This is a genomic window from Ruoffia sp. FAM 26254 (genome assembly GCF_045528545.1).
In the GTDB taxonomy this organism is placed as follows: Bacteria; Bacillota; Bacilli; order Lactobacillales; family Aerococcaceae; genus Ruoffia; species Ruoffia halotolerans.
Genome location: NZ_JBGQQY010000050.1, coordinates 1 through 16,456 on the forward strand (window position 1 = coordinate 1; position 16,456 = coordinate 16,456).

Below are 16,456 nucleotides of genomic sequence, written 5' to 3' on the forward strand. Positions count from 1 at the left end.
ATATTCTCCTTATGTTATTTGGTGGTACTTTTAATATAACGAATATCTGCGTCTTTTAGAAGACACAAAGATAGGGTTGATGACATTTTAATTTTTGTCATCAACCCTATTTATTGTAGAACCTTTTAATTAGCTGAGAGTAGGACCTCGTGTTCTACTCTCTTTTTTTGACGCATAACATAAATGTTTCACATGAAACTTTTAACATATTTTCCAGAAAGTTAGTAAACTTCGGAACAATAGCATTAGAACATTGATTATGTTAAAATACTTAGTATATTATTAATTAGATGAGGTGAAATATGTTTAATAAAGAAAGACTTAAAGCATTCTTTGAACAATTTCATTCATTAGATATTAGTTGGCAAATTTATAGTTTAGTCATTTTATATACAATTATTATGCTCGCTGCATTAATGTTACGCTGGGAAATCGGTGTAATGCTTTTTATATTACTAATTGCAGTTGTCGTATTTTTTGTGTTTAATTATGAAAACTTTATTCGTAACTTAAGTACAATGGCGAGTCGCCTCTCTCAATCAGTACGAGGTGCGCAGGAAGATGCAATGTACCGCTCTCCTATTGGAATCCTATTATATGGTCAAGATTCTAATCATCGCATTAAGTGGGTCAATCCAGCGATGCAACATTTGTTTGGATCGCAGGAGTTACTTGGAGAACCACTAGTATCTATAAATAAAGAGTTTGACAAAATGATAGCAATTGAATCTGATAAACATTGGCATACTGTTCCTTTTATGGACCGGTATTACCGTATATTACACCAAACAGATGTGAAAGCATTATATATGATTGATGTAACAGATGAAGTGTTGATTCGAGAACAGAAGAAATTCGATCAAGTTGTATTCGGTTATCTTTTCTTGGATGACTATAACGAGATTGTGGAAACCCTCGATGATCAACAGGCAACCAATTTTGACTCTATTATATTGAATGATATCAATGAATGGGCTGAATCCTATGGCGTTTTTACTAAACGAATCAATGAGGAAAAATTTATTCTACTTCTAAACCAATATGTGCTTGATAAACTTGAGAAAGATAAGTTTAAGTTTTTCGATGAGATGCGTGAACGCAATTCCTTAAGAAATATGCCATTATCAACTAGTATTGGCATATCTTATCCAGATTCACCAAGTTATCGTATCGATGACTTATCAGACCAAGCACAACTTAACTTAGATTTAGCACTAGGACGCGGTGGCGATCAAATTGTCGTAAGATCGAAATCTGGTAAAGCGAGATTCTATGGTGGTAAAACAAATCCTACAGAGAAACGTACAAATATAAAGTCACGCTTAGTTTTTCAGGCCTTACGCACGTCAATTCAACAAACAGAGCAAATACTCATATCTGGTCATAAAACCCCTGATATGGACTCTATGGGCTCTGCAATAGGTATTTATAAGATTGTCAGATCTTTCGGTGTTCCGGCTCGTATTCTTATTAATGAAGATGAGTTTAACCAAGACATTCGACAATTATTGGCTTTAGATCAAGCACGATACTTATGGGATGAAGATATCTTCGTGAATAAAGAAGATGCTGAGAAATTTACAACAGATGAAACATTAATGATCTTAGTTGATCATCATCGTCCATCATTAAGTGAGGCTGAAGATTTGATAAATGGTCATGATGTTGTTATTATTGATCATCACCGCCGTGGAGAAGAATTTCCAGAGCAAACGGTTCTTACATATATTGAACCCTACGCTTCATCAACGTCGGAGTTGATTACTGAATTTTTCATTAATATGCGTAATACGAATGAAGCTTTAAACAAGTTTGAAGCAACAGCATTACTTGCTGGGGTGATTGTAGATACAAATAACTTCTCATCTCGAACGGGTTCTAGAACTTTCGATGTCGCAAGTTATTTAAAATCGCGGGGTGCTGACCGAGTTCAGATTCAACGATTGCTCAAAGAAGATTTATCTAATTTAATAGAGCGTAATAAGCTCATTGAGAATACAAAATTCGTTAAAGAAGGCTTTGCGGTCATCATTGGACCTGATGAAGAAGTCTTTGATAATATAACTGCATCACAAACTGCTGATGTATTATTAGACGTTAAAGGTGTTGAGGCTTCTTTTGTTATCTACCGTAGAAGTGATTCTGTTGTAGGGATTAGTGCACGAAGTTTAGGAAGTATCAACGTACAAACGATCATGGAAAGATTAGGTGGCGGAGGTCATTTATCAAATGCTGCAACGCAAATTGAAGATAAAACGACTGAAGAGGTCTACATTCAATTATCAGAAGAAATAAATAAAGAATAAGGAGGACTTTAAATGAAAGTAATTCTATTAAAAGATGTTAAGAAACAAGGTAAAAAAGGTGATGTGATTGAAGTATCAGATGGTTACGGGCGTAATTATCTAATCAAGAACAATTTAGCTAAAGTAGCGGATGGTGCAGCTTTAAATCAGTTAAAATCTAAAAAAGAAGCTGAAGCTAGACTAGCTAAAGAAGAACTAGCTGAATCTAAAGAAATTAAAGAAGCGATTGAAAAAGAAGAAACTGTTGTTACAATTGCTGCTAAAACAGGAGAAGATGGTCGATTATTCGGTACTATCCCTTCTAAACAAATAGCAGAAGAGCTTGAAAAGCAATATAACATCGAAGTTGATCGCCGTAAAATTCAATTAGGTGAAAATCTAAACTCTTTAGGTCGTTACAACGTTCCAGTGAAACTTCATAGTGAAGTCACAGCAGATATTAAAGTACATATCGTTGAACAATAACTTCATATGATACAAAGTAAATAATTCAAAAGTGTATTCATTGGAATTCAACCCAATGAATACACTTTTTTACTGGGAAAAATTATAAACATGTAAATAATATAAATCCATTAAAGAAAAGTTATCAACATGTTCATAACTATGAAAAAGGCTCAAAATTTGGTATGATTTATATACTTGTATTTAAGAGTGAATCGAGTAGAATAAAGAAATGAAGAAAGAAGGTGAACCGTTGGAAAATAACCCAATGGATAGACAACTACCATATAATATAGAGGCTGAACAATCAGTGCTCGGCGCTTTACTCATCAATCCTATTAAAGTAGGAACGGTTCAATCAATTATTGAAGAAGATGACTTTTATTTACGTAAACATCGTATTATCTTTAATACGATGGCAAATATCTTCGATTCACCTGATTATGAACTTGATGCCATCACTTTAATTGATCGATTAACAAGCTATGGTGAAATCGAAAATGTCGGCGGCCATGATTATATAATTGAGTTAACACAAACTGCACCGACAGCAGTGAACGTGGACCATTATGCTAAAATAGTAAAAGATAAATCAATTTTACGTAGTTTAATCTCAGCTAGTACACAAATAAGCCAGACAGCTTATGAAGAAGGTGATGAGATTGCTAATATCATCGAAAAAAGTGAAAAACTTATCTTATCAATTGGTGAAGGTAAGAATAATGACGGACCCGTCTCTTTACGATCGCTAATTTCAGATGCATTTGAGAACATAGTTCGATTATCGGAAGAGAAAAGAGATGTTGTTGGCTTACCAACAGGTTATATCGACTTAGATAAATTAACAAGTGGTTTACAGCCAGACCAATTAATTATTCTAGCTGCGAGACCATCCGTAGGTAAAACAGCCTTTGCTTTAAATATTGCCCAAAACGTTGCCACTAAATCTAAAATTCCTGTCGTAATATTCTCACTAGAGATGGGGGCATTAGACTTAGTAAACCGTATTATTTGTGCAGAAGGTAATATCCATGCATCCAATTTACGTACAGGACAACTAACTGATGATGAATGGAATAGTTTCACGGTGGCTACAAACACACTTAAAGATGCACCTATCTTTATTGATGATACAGCAGGGATTAAAGTATCTGAAATTCGTGCTAAAAGTAGACGATTAAAACAAGAGAATCCAGATTTAGGTCTGATTGTGATTGACTATCTTCAATTAATCGAGGGATCAGGTGGAGAAAGTCGTCAGCAAGAAGTATCTGAGATTTCTCGTCAATTGAAGAAATTAGCTAAAGAATTAGGCGTTCCTGTTATTGCGCTGTCTCAATTATCTCGTGGTGTGGAACATCGTCAGAATAAACGACCAATCTTAAGTGATATTCGTGAGTCTGGATCGATTGAGCAAGATGCGGATATCGTTGCCTTCTTATACCGTGAGGATTATCACCAACAAGAAGGTGATGAAGAACCTGTTCAAGATGATGATCTGCCTGATAATACTGTTGAGGTAATCTTAGCTAAGAACCGTGCAGGTGCAAGAGATACGGTTCGTTTATTATTTAAAAAGGAATATAATAAATTCTCAAGTCTTTCATTTGTGCCCGAACCGCCCATGATGTAACTTACAATAAAAAACTCTTTCTAATTAAATTTAGTGAAAGTTTTTGTGTTAATTCAATTAACTCGGTGGTTAATCTGTTTAATCACTGTTTAAATAGGTGTATAAAATAGCAAATACCTGAATGTATGTTCCACGTGAAACTTTTTATAGGAACATATGTTCTTTAGGTTATTTCTTTCTCTTTAAGCTGGTTTATAATAAACTTATAATATATGACATTGAAAGTGGAGGTAACAATATGGAGACGGTCGAAAAGAATCAGCAAGATGTAGTAGGTAAGTTAAAATTGAACGCTTTAATTCTTATATCTTTTTTTATAGTGTTATTTGCTTCATCTGTTAGTACGAATGCTACTACAATTGAGTCGATTGAAAGCATTGACTATACTCAACCTGATTATATACAAGTAGTTGAAGCTGAACCTGTTGATGAAGCCATATACGAAAATATAGATACTGATACAACGATATACCCTCAAAGTGACTATACGTTGATTGAAGCTGAATTGCCAAGTGATCAAGTGTCAATTAATGAAGACACTCTATTTACTGATGAAGCTCTACTTTCATTTGCTCAGATGGATGAAGTTTATAATTTTGTTCATTTTAATGCTTATAAAGATTCATATAGAGATATAGCCACTTATATTTCATATTACATCTATTATTCGGCTGATCCAGAAGATCATTATTTAGTCGCACCGATGAATTTAACTAATGACGTCGTTGATTTATACAATTATAGTGATTTAATCGCGATGCAACGCTTAGATATTAATCATAAGCTTAGACAAATTTATTTTAATGAGTATTCCGAAGGTTTAGTTGAACGTTATGAATTAAAACAAATGATTCCGACTTCAGTTTATGCCGATGCTAAAGCTTCAATGTTACGTGCCGAGGAATTATATAGTCAAGTTGATTCGGAAAGTGACGATTATGACTTAGCTACCGAAGTGATTGAGATTGCTAGAGAAGAATTTAGTATCTTTACCAACAAATATAATAATGGGCATTTAGAAGAACCTGTTTTACATTATTTTATCTCTGATCAAATTGAAGACGAAGCTGTTTTAGGAGAAAATATCGCTTCGATTGAAGAGGTAGTTGAAACATTGCCAAGTGAAATTAAGCGTCGACTTTCGAATATTTATGTCTTAGCTGAAAATGAAATGCCACCTTCAGAAACATCAGGCTTTACTTTACATGGTTTAGCTAAGGATGATGGGACTGTATATTTTGTAGGTGATAAACCCATCTATAAAAATCTAATTTATCATGAATTTGGGCACATATTAGATTTTGCTAGCTATGCATTAATCGATTGGGATGAAGAGTCTGAAGATTCTTGGTCAACACAAGATGATTGGCAGGCCATTTATGAAAATGAATGGGCAGATGAAGAGTCTTATTACAATTCTACCATTGAATCATTCGCAGAAGGCTTCGGAGTGTACTCATTGAAGTATTTTTTAGATGAAAATCCTGATTTATCGGCTTATCCAGATAGTTCATTGGAAGATAGACCAGAGACAGTTGCATACTTTGATCAGTTATTCGAAACATTAGACTACTAAACAAATGAGTAAACAAAAAACCCTAAGCACTCTTTAGTCTCACAACTATAGAATGCTTAGGGTTTATTAAATTCTATTTATCTATCGATTTGTCTTAGTTTTTATGACGACGTCCAGAGATGAATAAGTAAATACCTCCACCGATTAAAGCTAAAGCAGCTACAATAATAAGCCAAATTGAACTATTTTCACCAGTGTTTGGTAAATTCTCTTCATTCTCTTCTACGGATGAACTAATAGATACATCAACACTTGATGATTCTTCATTGCCATCACTTGAAGGTGTTTGAGAACCACCACCATTGACTACATCTGGATATCTTTCAGTTAAGTAATTAGTTACATCTACATAATTTACATCACCAGATTCATTCGGTTGAACAGCCCATAAAATATCTTCAAATTGCATTTGATCAACTTGATCTTGAGTAATTGTAGTATTTTGAATAATATTATTCTTCGCTTCAACAACTAAAGCATCAAACATGTCTGGATACATTGTTACTAACTGTTGGAATATGTAGCTAGGTAATTCTGCATCAACATTCTTAGCTTCATTGTACCATTCAGCGAATGTACGATCACTAAATTCATTCAAGATAGCATCAGTTGCTGGTGTTTGATTAACGACAGCCACACGAACTGGTGCAATCGTACTTGATAATTGATCATCACTGAAATTCTCATAACCAGCAATCACGATTTCATCGCGTAAAGCAGTTAATTCTTCTGGAGAAGTACTTTCAGTTGAAAGTCCCAGTCTATCCATCAAACTAGTAATATGTTCATCACTAAATTGATTTAATTGTTCCATCGTTAAATCAGTTTGACCGACTAATACTTCACGGTAAATATCTAAATCACTTGCTGGTTCGGATTCACTTGAGTCAGATGATTCTTCTTCATCAGAGGATTCCTCATCAGAAGACTCTTCATCGGATGATTCTTCGCTTGAAGAACGTTCATCTGAAGATGTTTCTGCATCATCAACAGTAATATCGTAATTTTCTTGCATTGCTAATGCCAAGGCTTCCATGTCTTCTGCGTTATTTTCTTCGAAGATTGAAAATTCTTGCCATAGTAATTCAGCATCAGGTACTTCTAACAACTCTTCTTCATTTAAGTTATAATCCGAAACTAAAGCGTCTCTAAAACGACTGGCTTCAGGACCGAAGACTTCTGGGTTATCGTATACAGCTGTGTTATAAGCTCCACCAATATCAGTACCTGCTTGATTTCCTTCACCTACCATACTTACTAAGTAAATGTCATCAAGTTGGTCTAATTGTTCTTGAGTTGCAGGTGTTGATTCAATGAATGCTTCACGAATCTTAGTAGCAACTGAACCGACCTGTTCATCGGTAAAGATTTCAGGATTTAATTCGATGATTTGGTCGCGGACAATGTCCATCGTTTCTTGAGCGTAATCTCCATTTTCAGCAGTTGTTTTAATCGGTGCTAATTCTTCCTCAGTGAATTGACTGAATTGCTCTTCTGTAATATCAGTATATTCCAAAATCGCTGCTTCAAATTCATCTTCAGGTGCTGGAGTTTCACCATTCCCATTGTCTTCGCCATTTTCTCTTTCAGTACGACGTTCGATGTAAGCATCACGTGCTTGGGTAATTTGTGGCACGATTGATTCAACAGCAGCTTGCTCGTCATCGTTATTTTCTAACAATGCATTCGTATACCATCCTAAGATGTCACTAGGTAAAGCCGTGTTTAAATCTGAATAGCTATATTCTGAATAAGTAGAAATAGCCTCTGCTGCTTCATTATAAGCTTGTAAGTCCTCACCTGTTAAAAGGTTTAATTGAGGGTAATCGATTGCTAACTGGTTATACATTTCTAACCATACATCCAGTTCAGGATTCGATTCTGCTTCAGTATTTTTTGTAGTATATAAATCAACTAAATATTGATCCTCTACTTCTAATAATTGTTCTAAGTTAACAGGTTGAACGCCCGCTAAGTTATTTTTTATTTGAACGAGTAATTCTTGGTCCACCTCTGTTGTTGTTTCTTCTTGGGCATGAACGGTTTGACTCGTTGGTAGTAAAGCATTATTTCCAAGAGTAGTTCCTGCTCCGATTGCTAAAGCACATGTAGATACTAATAATAATTTTTTTAATCTCATTTTGCGCCCTCCTCTATCTGTTAATTCCATCATACGCTGTAAATGTGAATTTTTATCGAAAGAAAAATGTGGAATTCGCCATTTATTTTGTGAATATTGTATTAAATTTAAAACAAAAAAGAGCCAGAGGTTATATAACCACGGGCACTTAAAAGGGAGTTTATCCCCAAACGCTATCTAAAATCATTGTTTGTTCACGGTCAGGACCAACAGATAAAGTTGCAATCTTAACTCCAACTAATTCACTGATGCGACGAACGTAGTTACGTGCATTTTGTGGTAAGTCTTCTAAAGATTTTGCACCTGTGATATCTTCTGTCCAACCAGGTAATTCTTCGTAAACTGGCGTACAGTCAGCTAGAACTTTTAGACTTGCTGGGTAATATTCAATACGTTCACCAGCAGAAGTTTCGTAAGCAGTACAAATCTTAACTGTCTCTAAACCAGTCAATACGTCGATTGAGTTTAATGATAGATTTGTAATACCTGATACTCGGCGTGAGTGACGCATAACAACTGAATCAAACCAACCTACACGACGTGGACGCCCTGTAGTTGTTCCGTATTCTCTACCTACTTCACGAATTTGTTCTCCAACTTCATCAAACAATTCTGTTGGGAATGGTCCGTCTCCTACACGTGATGTATAAGCTTTACATACACCAACGACTGTATCAATTTTTGATGGTCCTACTCCACTACCAATCGTTACCCCACCAGCTACTGGGTTTGAAGAAGTAACGAATGGATATGTACCTTGATCGATATCTAACATGACACCTTGAGCACCTTCGAATAATACACGTTTACCTTCATCAATCGCATCGTTTAAAATGACTGATGTATCAGTAACATACTTCGCAATTTCTTGACCATATGCGTAGTATTCTTCGAAAATTTCTTCAAAAGATAAAGGTGAATTGTCATAAACGCGCTCGAATAATTTATTCTTTTCAGCTAAGTTTACTTCTAAGCGCTCTTTAAAAATTTCTTTATCTAATAAATCAGCAACGCGGATTCCAACACGGGCAGCTTTATCCATGTAAGCTGGACCAATTCCTTTAATGGTTGTTCCAATTTTGTTATCCCCTTTTGAATCTTCTTGAAGTTGATCCATTAAGATATGGTAAGGTAAGATAACATGAGCTCGCGAAGAAATACGTAAATTACTAGTATCAACACCTTCAGCTTTTAAATAGTTCAATTCTTTAACAATTGACTTTGGATTCACGACAACACCGTTTCCGATAACACTGATTTTACTATTATCAAAAATACCTGAAGGGATTAAATGTAATTTAAATGTTTTACCATCAAATTGAATCGTATGCCCTGCATTGTCTCCACCTTGATAGCGTGCAATTACTTCAGCGTTATTACTTAGAAAGTCAGTAATTTTACCTTTACCTTCGTCTCCCCATTGTGTTCCTACAACTACTACTGATGTCATTGTTAGATCTCCTTTTTATATAATAATATTTCAATCTTGAGCACAATATGTCTCCGCGCGATACATAACATCCCGACTTCTATATTATACCTCATTATCTTTGCAACGTCTTTTGTTAATTCAGTTGGTAAGATGAGATTGAATAATATTTCGCCTTCAATCATGACATTGATGGCGTATTTATCTCAAAGTCTAATAATATCATAATGCCTATAACAATAAAACAAGCAAATGTTGTCACTCATAAAATCACTTGTAACTAAAAAAACATCCACCCCAAAAATTTTGGAATGGATGTTAGATTGCTTAAATTATTTTGAGAGAGACCAGTAATTGATACCCTCTGCGAGTAATACTTCTTCGTCAATACCTTGAATACTATACATTTTTTGAGCGTCATCGTTTGGATCATTAACGTAGACTTGACCATTTTCATAGCCACGAATGACGATAATGTGGCCAACCTCTGTAAAGAAACCTGGTAAGACAGACGCAACGATTAATTCACCGTTATTTACAGCTTCCATTGCGCTATAGAAATCATTTCCATAGTTATAAAAATTGTAATCATATTCAACCGCAAAGTCATGGAAGATTTGCCAAGATGTCCCGGCATTATCTACCCAATACTTTTCCTCGCTCCATTCAAGGATTTCCATTGGATTCACTTCTCGATTCTCAAAAGCAGCATGAACCATGGCTAGAGAAAGGATTGCACAGCCGTTTTCACCCAGTTGTTGGGTTGTATTACTTCCGTATTTCTCAGTTCGCCAGTTCGCATCTTTTTGCAGATACAATGGAACGTCAATTTGGGTTCCAGTTGCAGCCGCAGTTTTTTCTGCCGGATAATCTGGTAAGAAAAGATAACCAAGTTCTTCCACATCAAGATCATTTGCATGGATAGCTGCAAGAATTTCATCTTGGGCTTGAATTAAGTTTCCATCAAACTCCGTTTGGGTTAATTCAGCAATCGTTTCTTCCATTGCTTTATCTTTTGGTGAGTAGGTACTCAGTGTTTCTGCCAAAGTAGCTGGTGTTTCGATGCTTTCATCGGTTACACTTTCAGTCTGTTGAGAAACAACGGGCTCAGTTTGTAAAGAAATTAACTCTTCTTGAGTAGATTGTTGTTGGTGCTCTGCAATAATTAAATTATTGTTCGCAGTTAATTTATTTAAAAGTATAATTAAACTTAAACAAATGGCAATGAATATAAGAGAGCCAATTGTTGCTATTGGCGTATAGTTACGCGTTTTTGGCATTTCAAAAACTCCTTTAAAAAAAACATTTCTAAATAAAAGAATACGCTAACTGACTCGAGAATACCATAAGAAATGTTGAATATTTGAATAAAGTAATGAAAGTTTAATATTCTGTTCATAATTTCAAAAGCTAGATGACTGTATAATAATAATAATTATTAGTTTGGGATTCATTCATGTGATATTTCTTTACAAATGGTGTTATAATATGTTTGCGAGAGCTTTTTAATCGTTGTATAATAATTTTCTAAGAGAGGAGAATGGTGATGGCAAGAAAGGAATTTCGTAAGTCACTAGCAGTTTTTCCAATAGGTACGGTTATGGAGTTGACGGAGTTAACCGCTCGTCAAATTCGTTATTACGAAGAACAGGGATTAATCGAGCCTCAACGTAGCGAAACCAACCGTAGGCTATACTCTTTAAATGATGTCGATCGATTACTGGACATCATTGACCTAATGGATGAAGGCATGACAATTAAAGGTATTAAAAATAGATATCGCTTTAGTGACAGAGTATCTAAAAACTCAGTACCTCTAACTGACCAAGATGTGCGACGTATCTTAAGGGATGAACTAGATTTTCAATCTAGATTCGAATAACCTATTAAAAGAGAGGATTTTGAAGCAATGACAAAATGGACGAAAGATCGTATTATTGCTGATGCGCATGAGAATAACGTACACTTTATACGATTAATGTTTACGGATATTAGAGGAACAATTAAGAATGTTGAAATTCCTTTAACACAGTTAGAAAAGGCATTAGAAAATAATATGACATTTGATGGTTCATCAATTGAAGGATTTGTACGTATTGAAGAAAGTGATATGTATTTAATTCCTGATTACGACTCTTGGATGATTTTTAACTGGGATGTTCCCTCAGATGGTGGACGCATTGCTTGTTTAATCTGTGATGTAGATACAACAAAACGAGAGTCTTTCTTAGGTGACCCTCGTGGGAATTTAAGACGAGTGTTAGATAAGATGGAAGATTTAGGTTTTTCTTCGTTCAACTTAGGCCCAGAACCTGAATTTTTCTTATTAAAACTGGATGAAGATGGTCGACCAACGATGGACTTAAATGATGATGGTGGCTACTTTGACTTTGCGCCAACGGATTTAGGAGAAAACTGTCGACGTGATATTGTGCTTGAATTAGAGCGTTTAGATTTTGAAATCGAAGCGAGTCATCACGAAGTTGCACCAGGGCAACATGAGATTGATTGGAAATATAATGATGCGATTCGCGCATGTGATAAAATTCAATTGTTTAAATTGATTGTTAAAACAGTGGCTCGTCGTCATAATTTATATGCGACGTTCATGCCTAAGCCTATTTATGGTGAGAGTGGTTCTGGAATGCACTTTAATGTATCTTTATTCGATAAAGATGGGAAGAATGCTTTCTATGATGAATCAACTCCAGATCAATTATCTAAGAATGCTCATTACTTTATCGGTGGTTTAATTAAGCATGCGAGTGCTTATACAGCTATTTGTAATCCATTAGTAAATTCTTACAAACGATTAGTTGAAGGATACGAAGCACCAGTATATATTGCTTGGAGTGAGAGAAATCGTTCTCCGCTTATTCGTATTCCATCATCTCGTGGTAATTCAACTCGTGTTGAGTTAAGAAGTGTGGATCCTTCTGCCAACCCATACTTAGCCTTAGCAGTTATCTTGCAAGCTGGTTTAGATGGAATTGAGAACAAGATTGAACCACCTATGCCAATTGACCGTAATATTTATACGATGACTCCAGAAGAGCGTATGGCTGAAGGTGTCATTGACCTGCCATCATCACTTAGCGAAGCCATTGCTGAATTTGAAGCCAGCCCAATCATGAGAGATGCTCTAGGTCCACATATTTCAGGTAACTTTATTGTTGAGAAAACAATGGAATTTGAGTCATATAAAAAACAAGTGACACAATGGGAATTAGATAAATATTTAATGATGTATTAAGCTGTTACAACCAGCTCGAAGATTGCCATTTTATTGGGTTCTTCGAGCTTTTTTGATACAAAAATTTGAATCCTGTTGCACATTGCTTATGAATATGCTAAGCTTTCTACTATAACACAAGGGGTGCTTCGGCTGAGATGGGATTACCTGAACTCTATGAACCTGAATGAGTTAAGACTCGCGTAGGGATGTGAATAAGTAAAGTTTATGTATATTGGTGCAGTATGCTTTTTGTACGAATATACCTTTATCAATATCACTCAACCTACCTTGACTCAGACACTTTGTGTTGTGAATATGAGGGAGGTTTTTTTTTGGTTAATTGTAGTATTGCTTTACAAATTTTACCGCTAGGTGCAACACAAGAAGCGACACTTGAAGTGGTTGATTCTGTCATTGCTTTTATAGCATCAAAGACGGATAACTATGAAGTGGCGGCGTTTGAGACAACGATTCAAGGTGATTATGATACTTTGATGCCTATCTTAAAAGAGGCGATCGAAATCGCTTCTCAAACACACCACAAAATTTTTACTAACGTCAAAATTAGTTATGATGCGAAAGGGTCAGTGTTAACGATTGAAGATAAAACTACAAAACATCGCCACTAAATATGCTTCATGGATCCTAGGTCTGGGGCTATTACTGCTTTGGGAAGTGGCTGCTAGAGTTGGTTGGTTACCTGAGTTTATTATTCCCGCACCAAGTGATGTCCTAATCGCTTTGTGGCAAGACCGAGAGAATTTATGGATGAACAGCCGGGTGACACTGATTCAAGCGTTTATTGGTCTCGCTATAGGAATTTTCCTCGCTTTCTTTTTAGCGATTATTATGGATGTGATTCCTTGGTTGAACCGAGCCTTATATCCAATGTTGGTGGTTACACAAACCATTCCAACTGTAGCAATTGCACCGATATTAGTGCTTTGGCTAGGTTATGACATGACACCAAAGATTGTTTTAGTCATTTTAACGACATTATTTCCCATTATTATTAGTATACTGAACGGCTTTGCTAACGCGGATAAGGATGCGATTCAATTACTCCAATTAATGGGAGCAAATCGTTGGCAGATATTACGTCATGTGAAGTTACCGTTGAGTATGTCATTTTTCTTAAGTGGCTTGAAGGTCAGTGTGTCTTACGCTTTTGTGAGTTCGGTTGTCGCTGAGTGGCTTGGTGGCTTTGAAGGTTTAGGGGTTTATATGATTCAAACCAAACGTGCCTTTAGCTATGACAAGATGTTTGCGGTCATTGTTTTAATTTCGTTATTAAGTCTGTTCTTTATGGGTGTTGTATCTTATATTGAAAAATATTTAACACCTTGGCGTTTTAATCAAAAAAAGAAAATCAGAGGAGAAGAATAATATGATGAATTATTTCAAGAAAATGCTTGTTGCTTTAATCGTCAGTATGTCAGTATTAATTCCTATGAGTGCATCGGCTCAAGCCAGTCAGATAGAGTTTATTTTAGATTGGGTACCGAATACAAATCATACTGGATTATATGTTGCTTTAGAAAAAGGGTATTTTGAAGAAGCGGGCGTGGAAGTAACGATTCGCCGTCCACCAGAAGGCAGTACGACTGAATTAGTAGGTTTGGGTCAAGCTCAATTTGGCATTAGTTTCCAAGATTCTTTAGCTACACGTCTAGCAGGAGGTTTACCTGTAACAGCTGTCGCAACAATTATCGAACATAATACAAGTGGTATTATTGCTAGAGAAGACAGCCAAATTACAAAACCGGTGGAGATGGAAGGTCATACTTACGGAACATGGAATGATCCCATTGAACTGGGAATGTTAGAGCATATTATTAATAACGAAGGCGGCGATTATTCACAAATCGAATTAGTCCCTAATCAAGCAGATAATTCCATTGTTGGTTTAGCTAATTCGATGTTTGAATCAGCCTGGGTTTATTACGCTTGGGACGGTATAATGGCTGAGAGCCAGGGCGTTCCAACGAACTTCTTTTACTTCAGAGATTACGCAGAAGAATTAGATTTCTACTCACCAATAATTATTGCAAATAACGATTATTTAGCGAATAGTCCTGAAGAAGCGACGCAAGTGGTTCAAGCCATCAAACGCGGTTATCAATATGCAATCGAGAATCCAGAAGAAGCAACCGATATTCTCCTGAAACATGCACCGGAATTAGAAGGGCAACGTGATTTTGTTCTTGCTTCCCAAGAATGGATTAACGAAGCCTATACAAGTAAACCAGAACAATGGGGTTATATCGATGAAGAGCGCTGGAATGCTTTCTACACATGGTTATACGAAAGTAACTTAACGGAAGTTGACTTGACTGAAGCGACATACTTTACGAACGAATTTTTAGGAGAATAACATGTTATCAATTCAAGATGTTGGTTTTCGATACGGGAATCGTCAAGTACTAAAAAATATTAACATTCAACTTCAAAAAGGGGAGACCGTTGCCATTATTGGCCCGAGTGGGGTTGGAAAAACAACCCTTTTTAACCTCATTGCAGGAATTATCGATGCCCAACAAGGTCAGATTGAGTTGAATGGAACCAAAGAAATTAAAGGTAAGATAAGTTACATGCTTCAAAAAGATATGTTGTATCCGCATTATACTGTCATTGAAAATATTATGTTGCCGCGGATTTTACAGGGTGAAAGCAAGAAACACGCACGTGAGCATGCGTTAGAATTACTCGATATCTTTCAATTTAAAGAATGGGCGAATTATTATCCCCACGCCCTAAGTGGTGGGATGAGACAACGCGTGGCTTTTATGCGAACAGCTGCATTTGACAGACCATGGCTATTGTTAGATGAAGCTTTTAGTGCTCTTGACGCCATTACAAGACGTCAACTTCATCAATGGTTTATGAATTACCGCGAGAAGATGGGCTGGTCTTCATTAATCATTACCCATGATGTAGATGAAGCTTTAATCTTATCGGATCGGGTTTATATTATTAAAGGGCAACCCGGTGAAATTACATTTGAGTTGCCCGTCGACTTTAAAAGCTTTGATGTTGAGAAAATAATTTTTGAACCTGAGTTTATCGAAGCCAAACGTCAGTTACTTAATGAATTAAAAGAAGTATAAAAATAGCAAGGCGCTGAGGTGACCCCCGAAAGTTAGAGTTAAAAATCTAACTTTACGGGGGTCGTTTTTGTGTCACAAAAGTATTCATATGAATTCAAATTAAAGGTTGTCGAAGAGTATCTAAATGGGACATTCGGTTACACCTTACTCGCTAAGAAACACCATATTTCAACGACAAGTTTGATTGAAAAATGGGTTAACCAATTCAAAACCAATGGGAAAGAAGGCCTTAAAACCAAACGACGAAATGCAACCTATCCTTTAAATTTTAAGTTAAATGTTTTAAGATTTGAGCAAGACACGGGTGCGTCCTATATAGACACAGCGAATGCTTTTGGTATAAGTGAGCCATCCATCATAGCCAACTGGCATCGTCAATACGAAAGGTTTGGCACCCAAGGTCTGAATAAACCGCAAGGGAGACCGCCAAAAATGCCTAAATCGAATCCGAATCAAGATAAGGTGGATTTTATAATGAACTTAGCCACCTATAAAAAGGCATAAAAAAATACGCCCTGTGAATTTTCATGTTATATTGAAGTTACGACAACTCTCAATAGACAAGGATGAATTCACATGACGCAAA

General features: G+C 36.0%; 14 protein-coding genes and 1 riboswitch. Of the genes, 11 read left to right on the top strand and 3 right to left on the bottom strand.

Annotation, left to right across the window (positions count from 1 at the left end; translation table 11 throughout):
• The first annotated feature begins 302 nt into the window (after window positions 1-302).
• From ACEN3Z_RS09875 to ACEN3Z_RS09890, 4 genes are all read left to right on the top strand, one after another.
• Window positions 303-2,306: a DHH family phosphoesterase gene (locus tag ACEN3Z_RS09875; RefSeq protein ID WP_407090721.1), complete on the top strand. Its 2,004-nt coding sequence runs from the start codon at window positions 303-305 to the stop codon at window positions 2,304-2,306.
• Window positions 2,307-2,318: 12 nt separating this feature from the next.
• A complete protein-coding gene (rplI, locus tag ACEN3Z_RS09880) occupies window positions 2,319-2,771 on the top strand; it encodes a 50S ribosomal protein L9 (protein ID WP_407090722.1) in 453 nt (150 codons plus the stop codon).
• Between the two features lie 211 nt (window positions 2,772-2,982).
• On the top strand, window positions 2,983-4,383 hold the full coding sequence (dnaB, locus tag ACEN3Z_RS09885; protein WP_407090723.1) for a replicative DNA helicase: 1,401 nt from the start codon (window positions 2,983-2,985) through the stop codon (window positions 4,381-4,383).
• A gap of 238 nt (window positions 4,384-4,621) precedes the next feature.
• Complete coding sequence (locus ACEN3Z_RS09890) at window positions 4,622-5,959, top strand: hypothetical protein (RefSeq protein ID WP_407090724.1); 1,338 nt, start codon at window positions 4,622-4,624, stop codon at window positions 5,957-5,959.
• 94 nt (window positions 5,960-6,053) lie between these two features.
• Here ACEN3Z_RS09890 and ACEN3Z_RS09895 read toward each other — a convergent pair whose 3' ends face one another.
• The 3 genes from ACEN3Z_RS09895 to ACEN3Z_RS09905 all read right to left on the bottom strand — a co-directional run bounded on the left by ACEN3Z_RS09895 (window position 6,054) and on the right by ACEN3Z_RS09905 (window position 10,808).
• The gene (locus ACEN3Z_RS09895; RefSeq protein WP_407090725.1) at window positions 6,054-8,099 is read right to left on the bottom strand and encodes an LPXTG cell wall anchor domain-containing protein; all 2,046 of its coding nucleotides are present in this window, start codon (window positions 8,097-8,099) and stop codon (window positions 6,054-6,056) included.
• A gap of 160 nt (window positions 8,100-8,259) precedes the next feature.
• A complete protein-coding gene (locus ACEN3Z_RS09900) occupies window positions 8,260-9,549 on the bottom strand; it encodes an adenylosuccinate synthase (RefSeq protein ID WP_407090726.1) in 1,290 nt (429 codons plus the stop codon).
• A 311-nt stretch (window positions 9,550-9,860) separates the two neighbouring features.
• Window positions 9,861-10,808 carry a C39 family peptidase gene (locus ACEN3Z_RS09905; RefSeq protein WP_407090727.1) on the bottom strand — a complete coding sequence of 316 codons (948 nt, stop codon included), beginning with the start codon at window positions 10,806-10,808 and terminating at the stop codon, window positions 9,861-9,863.
• Window positions 10,809-11,074: 266 nt separating this feature from the next.
• Between ACEN3Z_RS09905 and ACEN3Z_RS09910 the strand changes: the two genes are divergently transcribed.
• The 7 genes from ACEN3Z_RS09910 to ACEN3Z_RS09940 all read left to right on the top strand — a co-directional run bounded on the left by ACEN3Z_RS09910 (window position 11,075) and on the right by ACEN3Z_RS09940 (window position 16,374).
• On the top strand, window positions 11,075-11,410 hold the full coding sequence (locus ACEN3Z_RS09910) for a MerR family transcriptional regulator (RefSeq protein WP_138403749.1): 336 nt from the start codon (window positions 11,075-11,077) through the stop codon (window positions 11,408-11,410).
• A 27-nt stretch (window positions 11,411-11,437) separates the two neighbouring features.
• Window positions 11,438-12,781 (top strand): type I glutamate--ammonia ligase, encoded by a 1,344-nt coding sequence (gene glnA / locus ACEN3Z_RS09915; protein WP_407090728.1) that lies wholly within the window; start codon window positions 11,438-11,440, stop codon window positions 12,779-12,781.
• 109 nt (window positions 12,782-12,890) lie between these two features.
• Window positions 12,891-12,987: riboswitch (TPP riboswitch) on the top strand.
• A gap of 108 nt (window positions 12,988-13,095) precedes the next feature.
• Entirely contained in the window at window positions 13,096-13,392 is a 297-nt protein-coding gene (locus tag ACEN3Z_RS09920; protein ID WP_218930351.1) for a thiamine-binding protein, read from the top strand.
• The gene (locus tag ACEN3Z_RS09925; protein ID WP_407090729.1) at window positions 13,361-14,149 is read left to right on the top strand and encodes an ABC transporter permease; all 789 of its coding nucleotides are present in this window, start codon (window positions 13,361-13,363) and stop codon (window positions 14,147-14,149) included. Before ACEN3Z_RS09920 ends, ACEN3Z_RS09925 begins: the two co-directional genes overlap by 32 nt.
• 1 nt (window position 14,150) lies before the next feature.
• Window positions 14,151-15,137, top strand: a complete 987-nt coding sequence (locus ACEN3Z_RS09930; protein ID WP_407090730.1) for an ABC transporter substrate-binding protein — start codon at window positions 14,151-14,153, stop codon at window positions 15,135-15,137.
• Window position 15,138: 1 nt separating this feature from the next.
• A complete protein-coding gene (locus tag ACEN3Z_RS09935; protein ID WP_407090731.1) occupies window positions 15,139-15,870 on the top strand; it encodes an ABC transporter ATP-binding protein in 732 nt (243 codons plus the stop codon).
• Between the two features lie 69 nt (window positions 15,871-15,939).
• Window positions 15,940-16,374, top strand: coding sequence for a transposase (locus ACEN3Z_RS09940; protein WP_407090732.1), 435 nt, complete (start codon window positions 15,940-15,942; stop codon window positions 16,372-16,374).
• Window positions 16,375-16,456 lie beyond the last annotated feature (82 nt).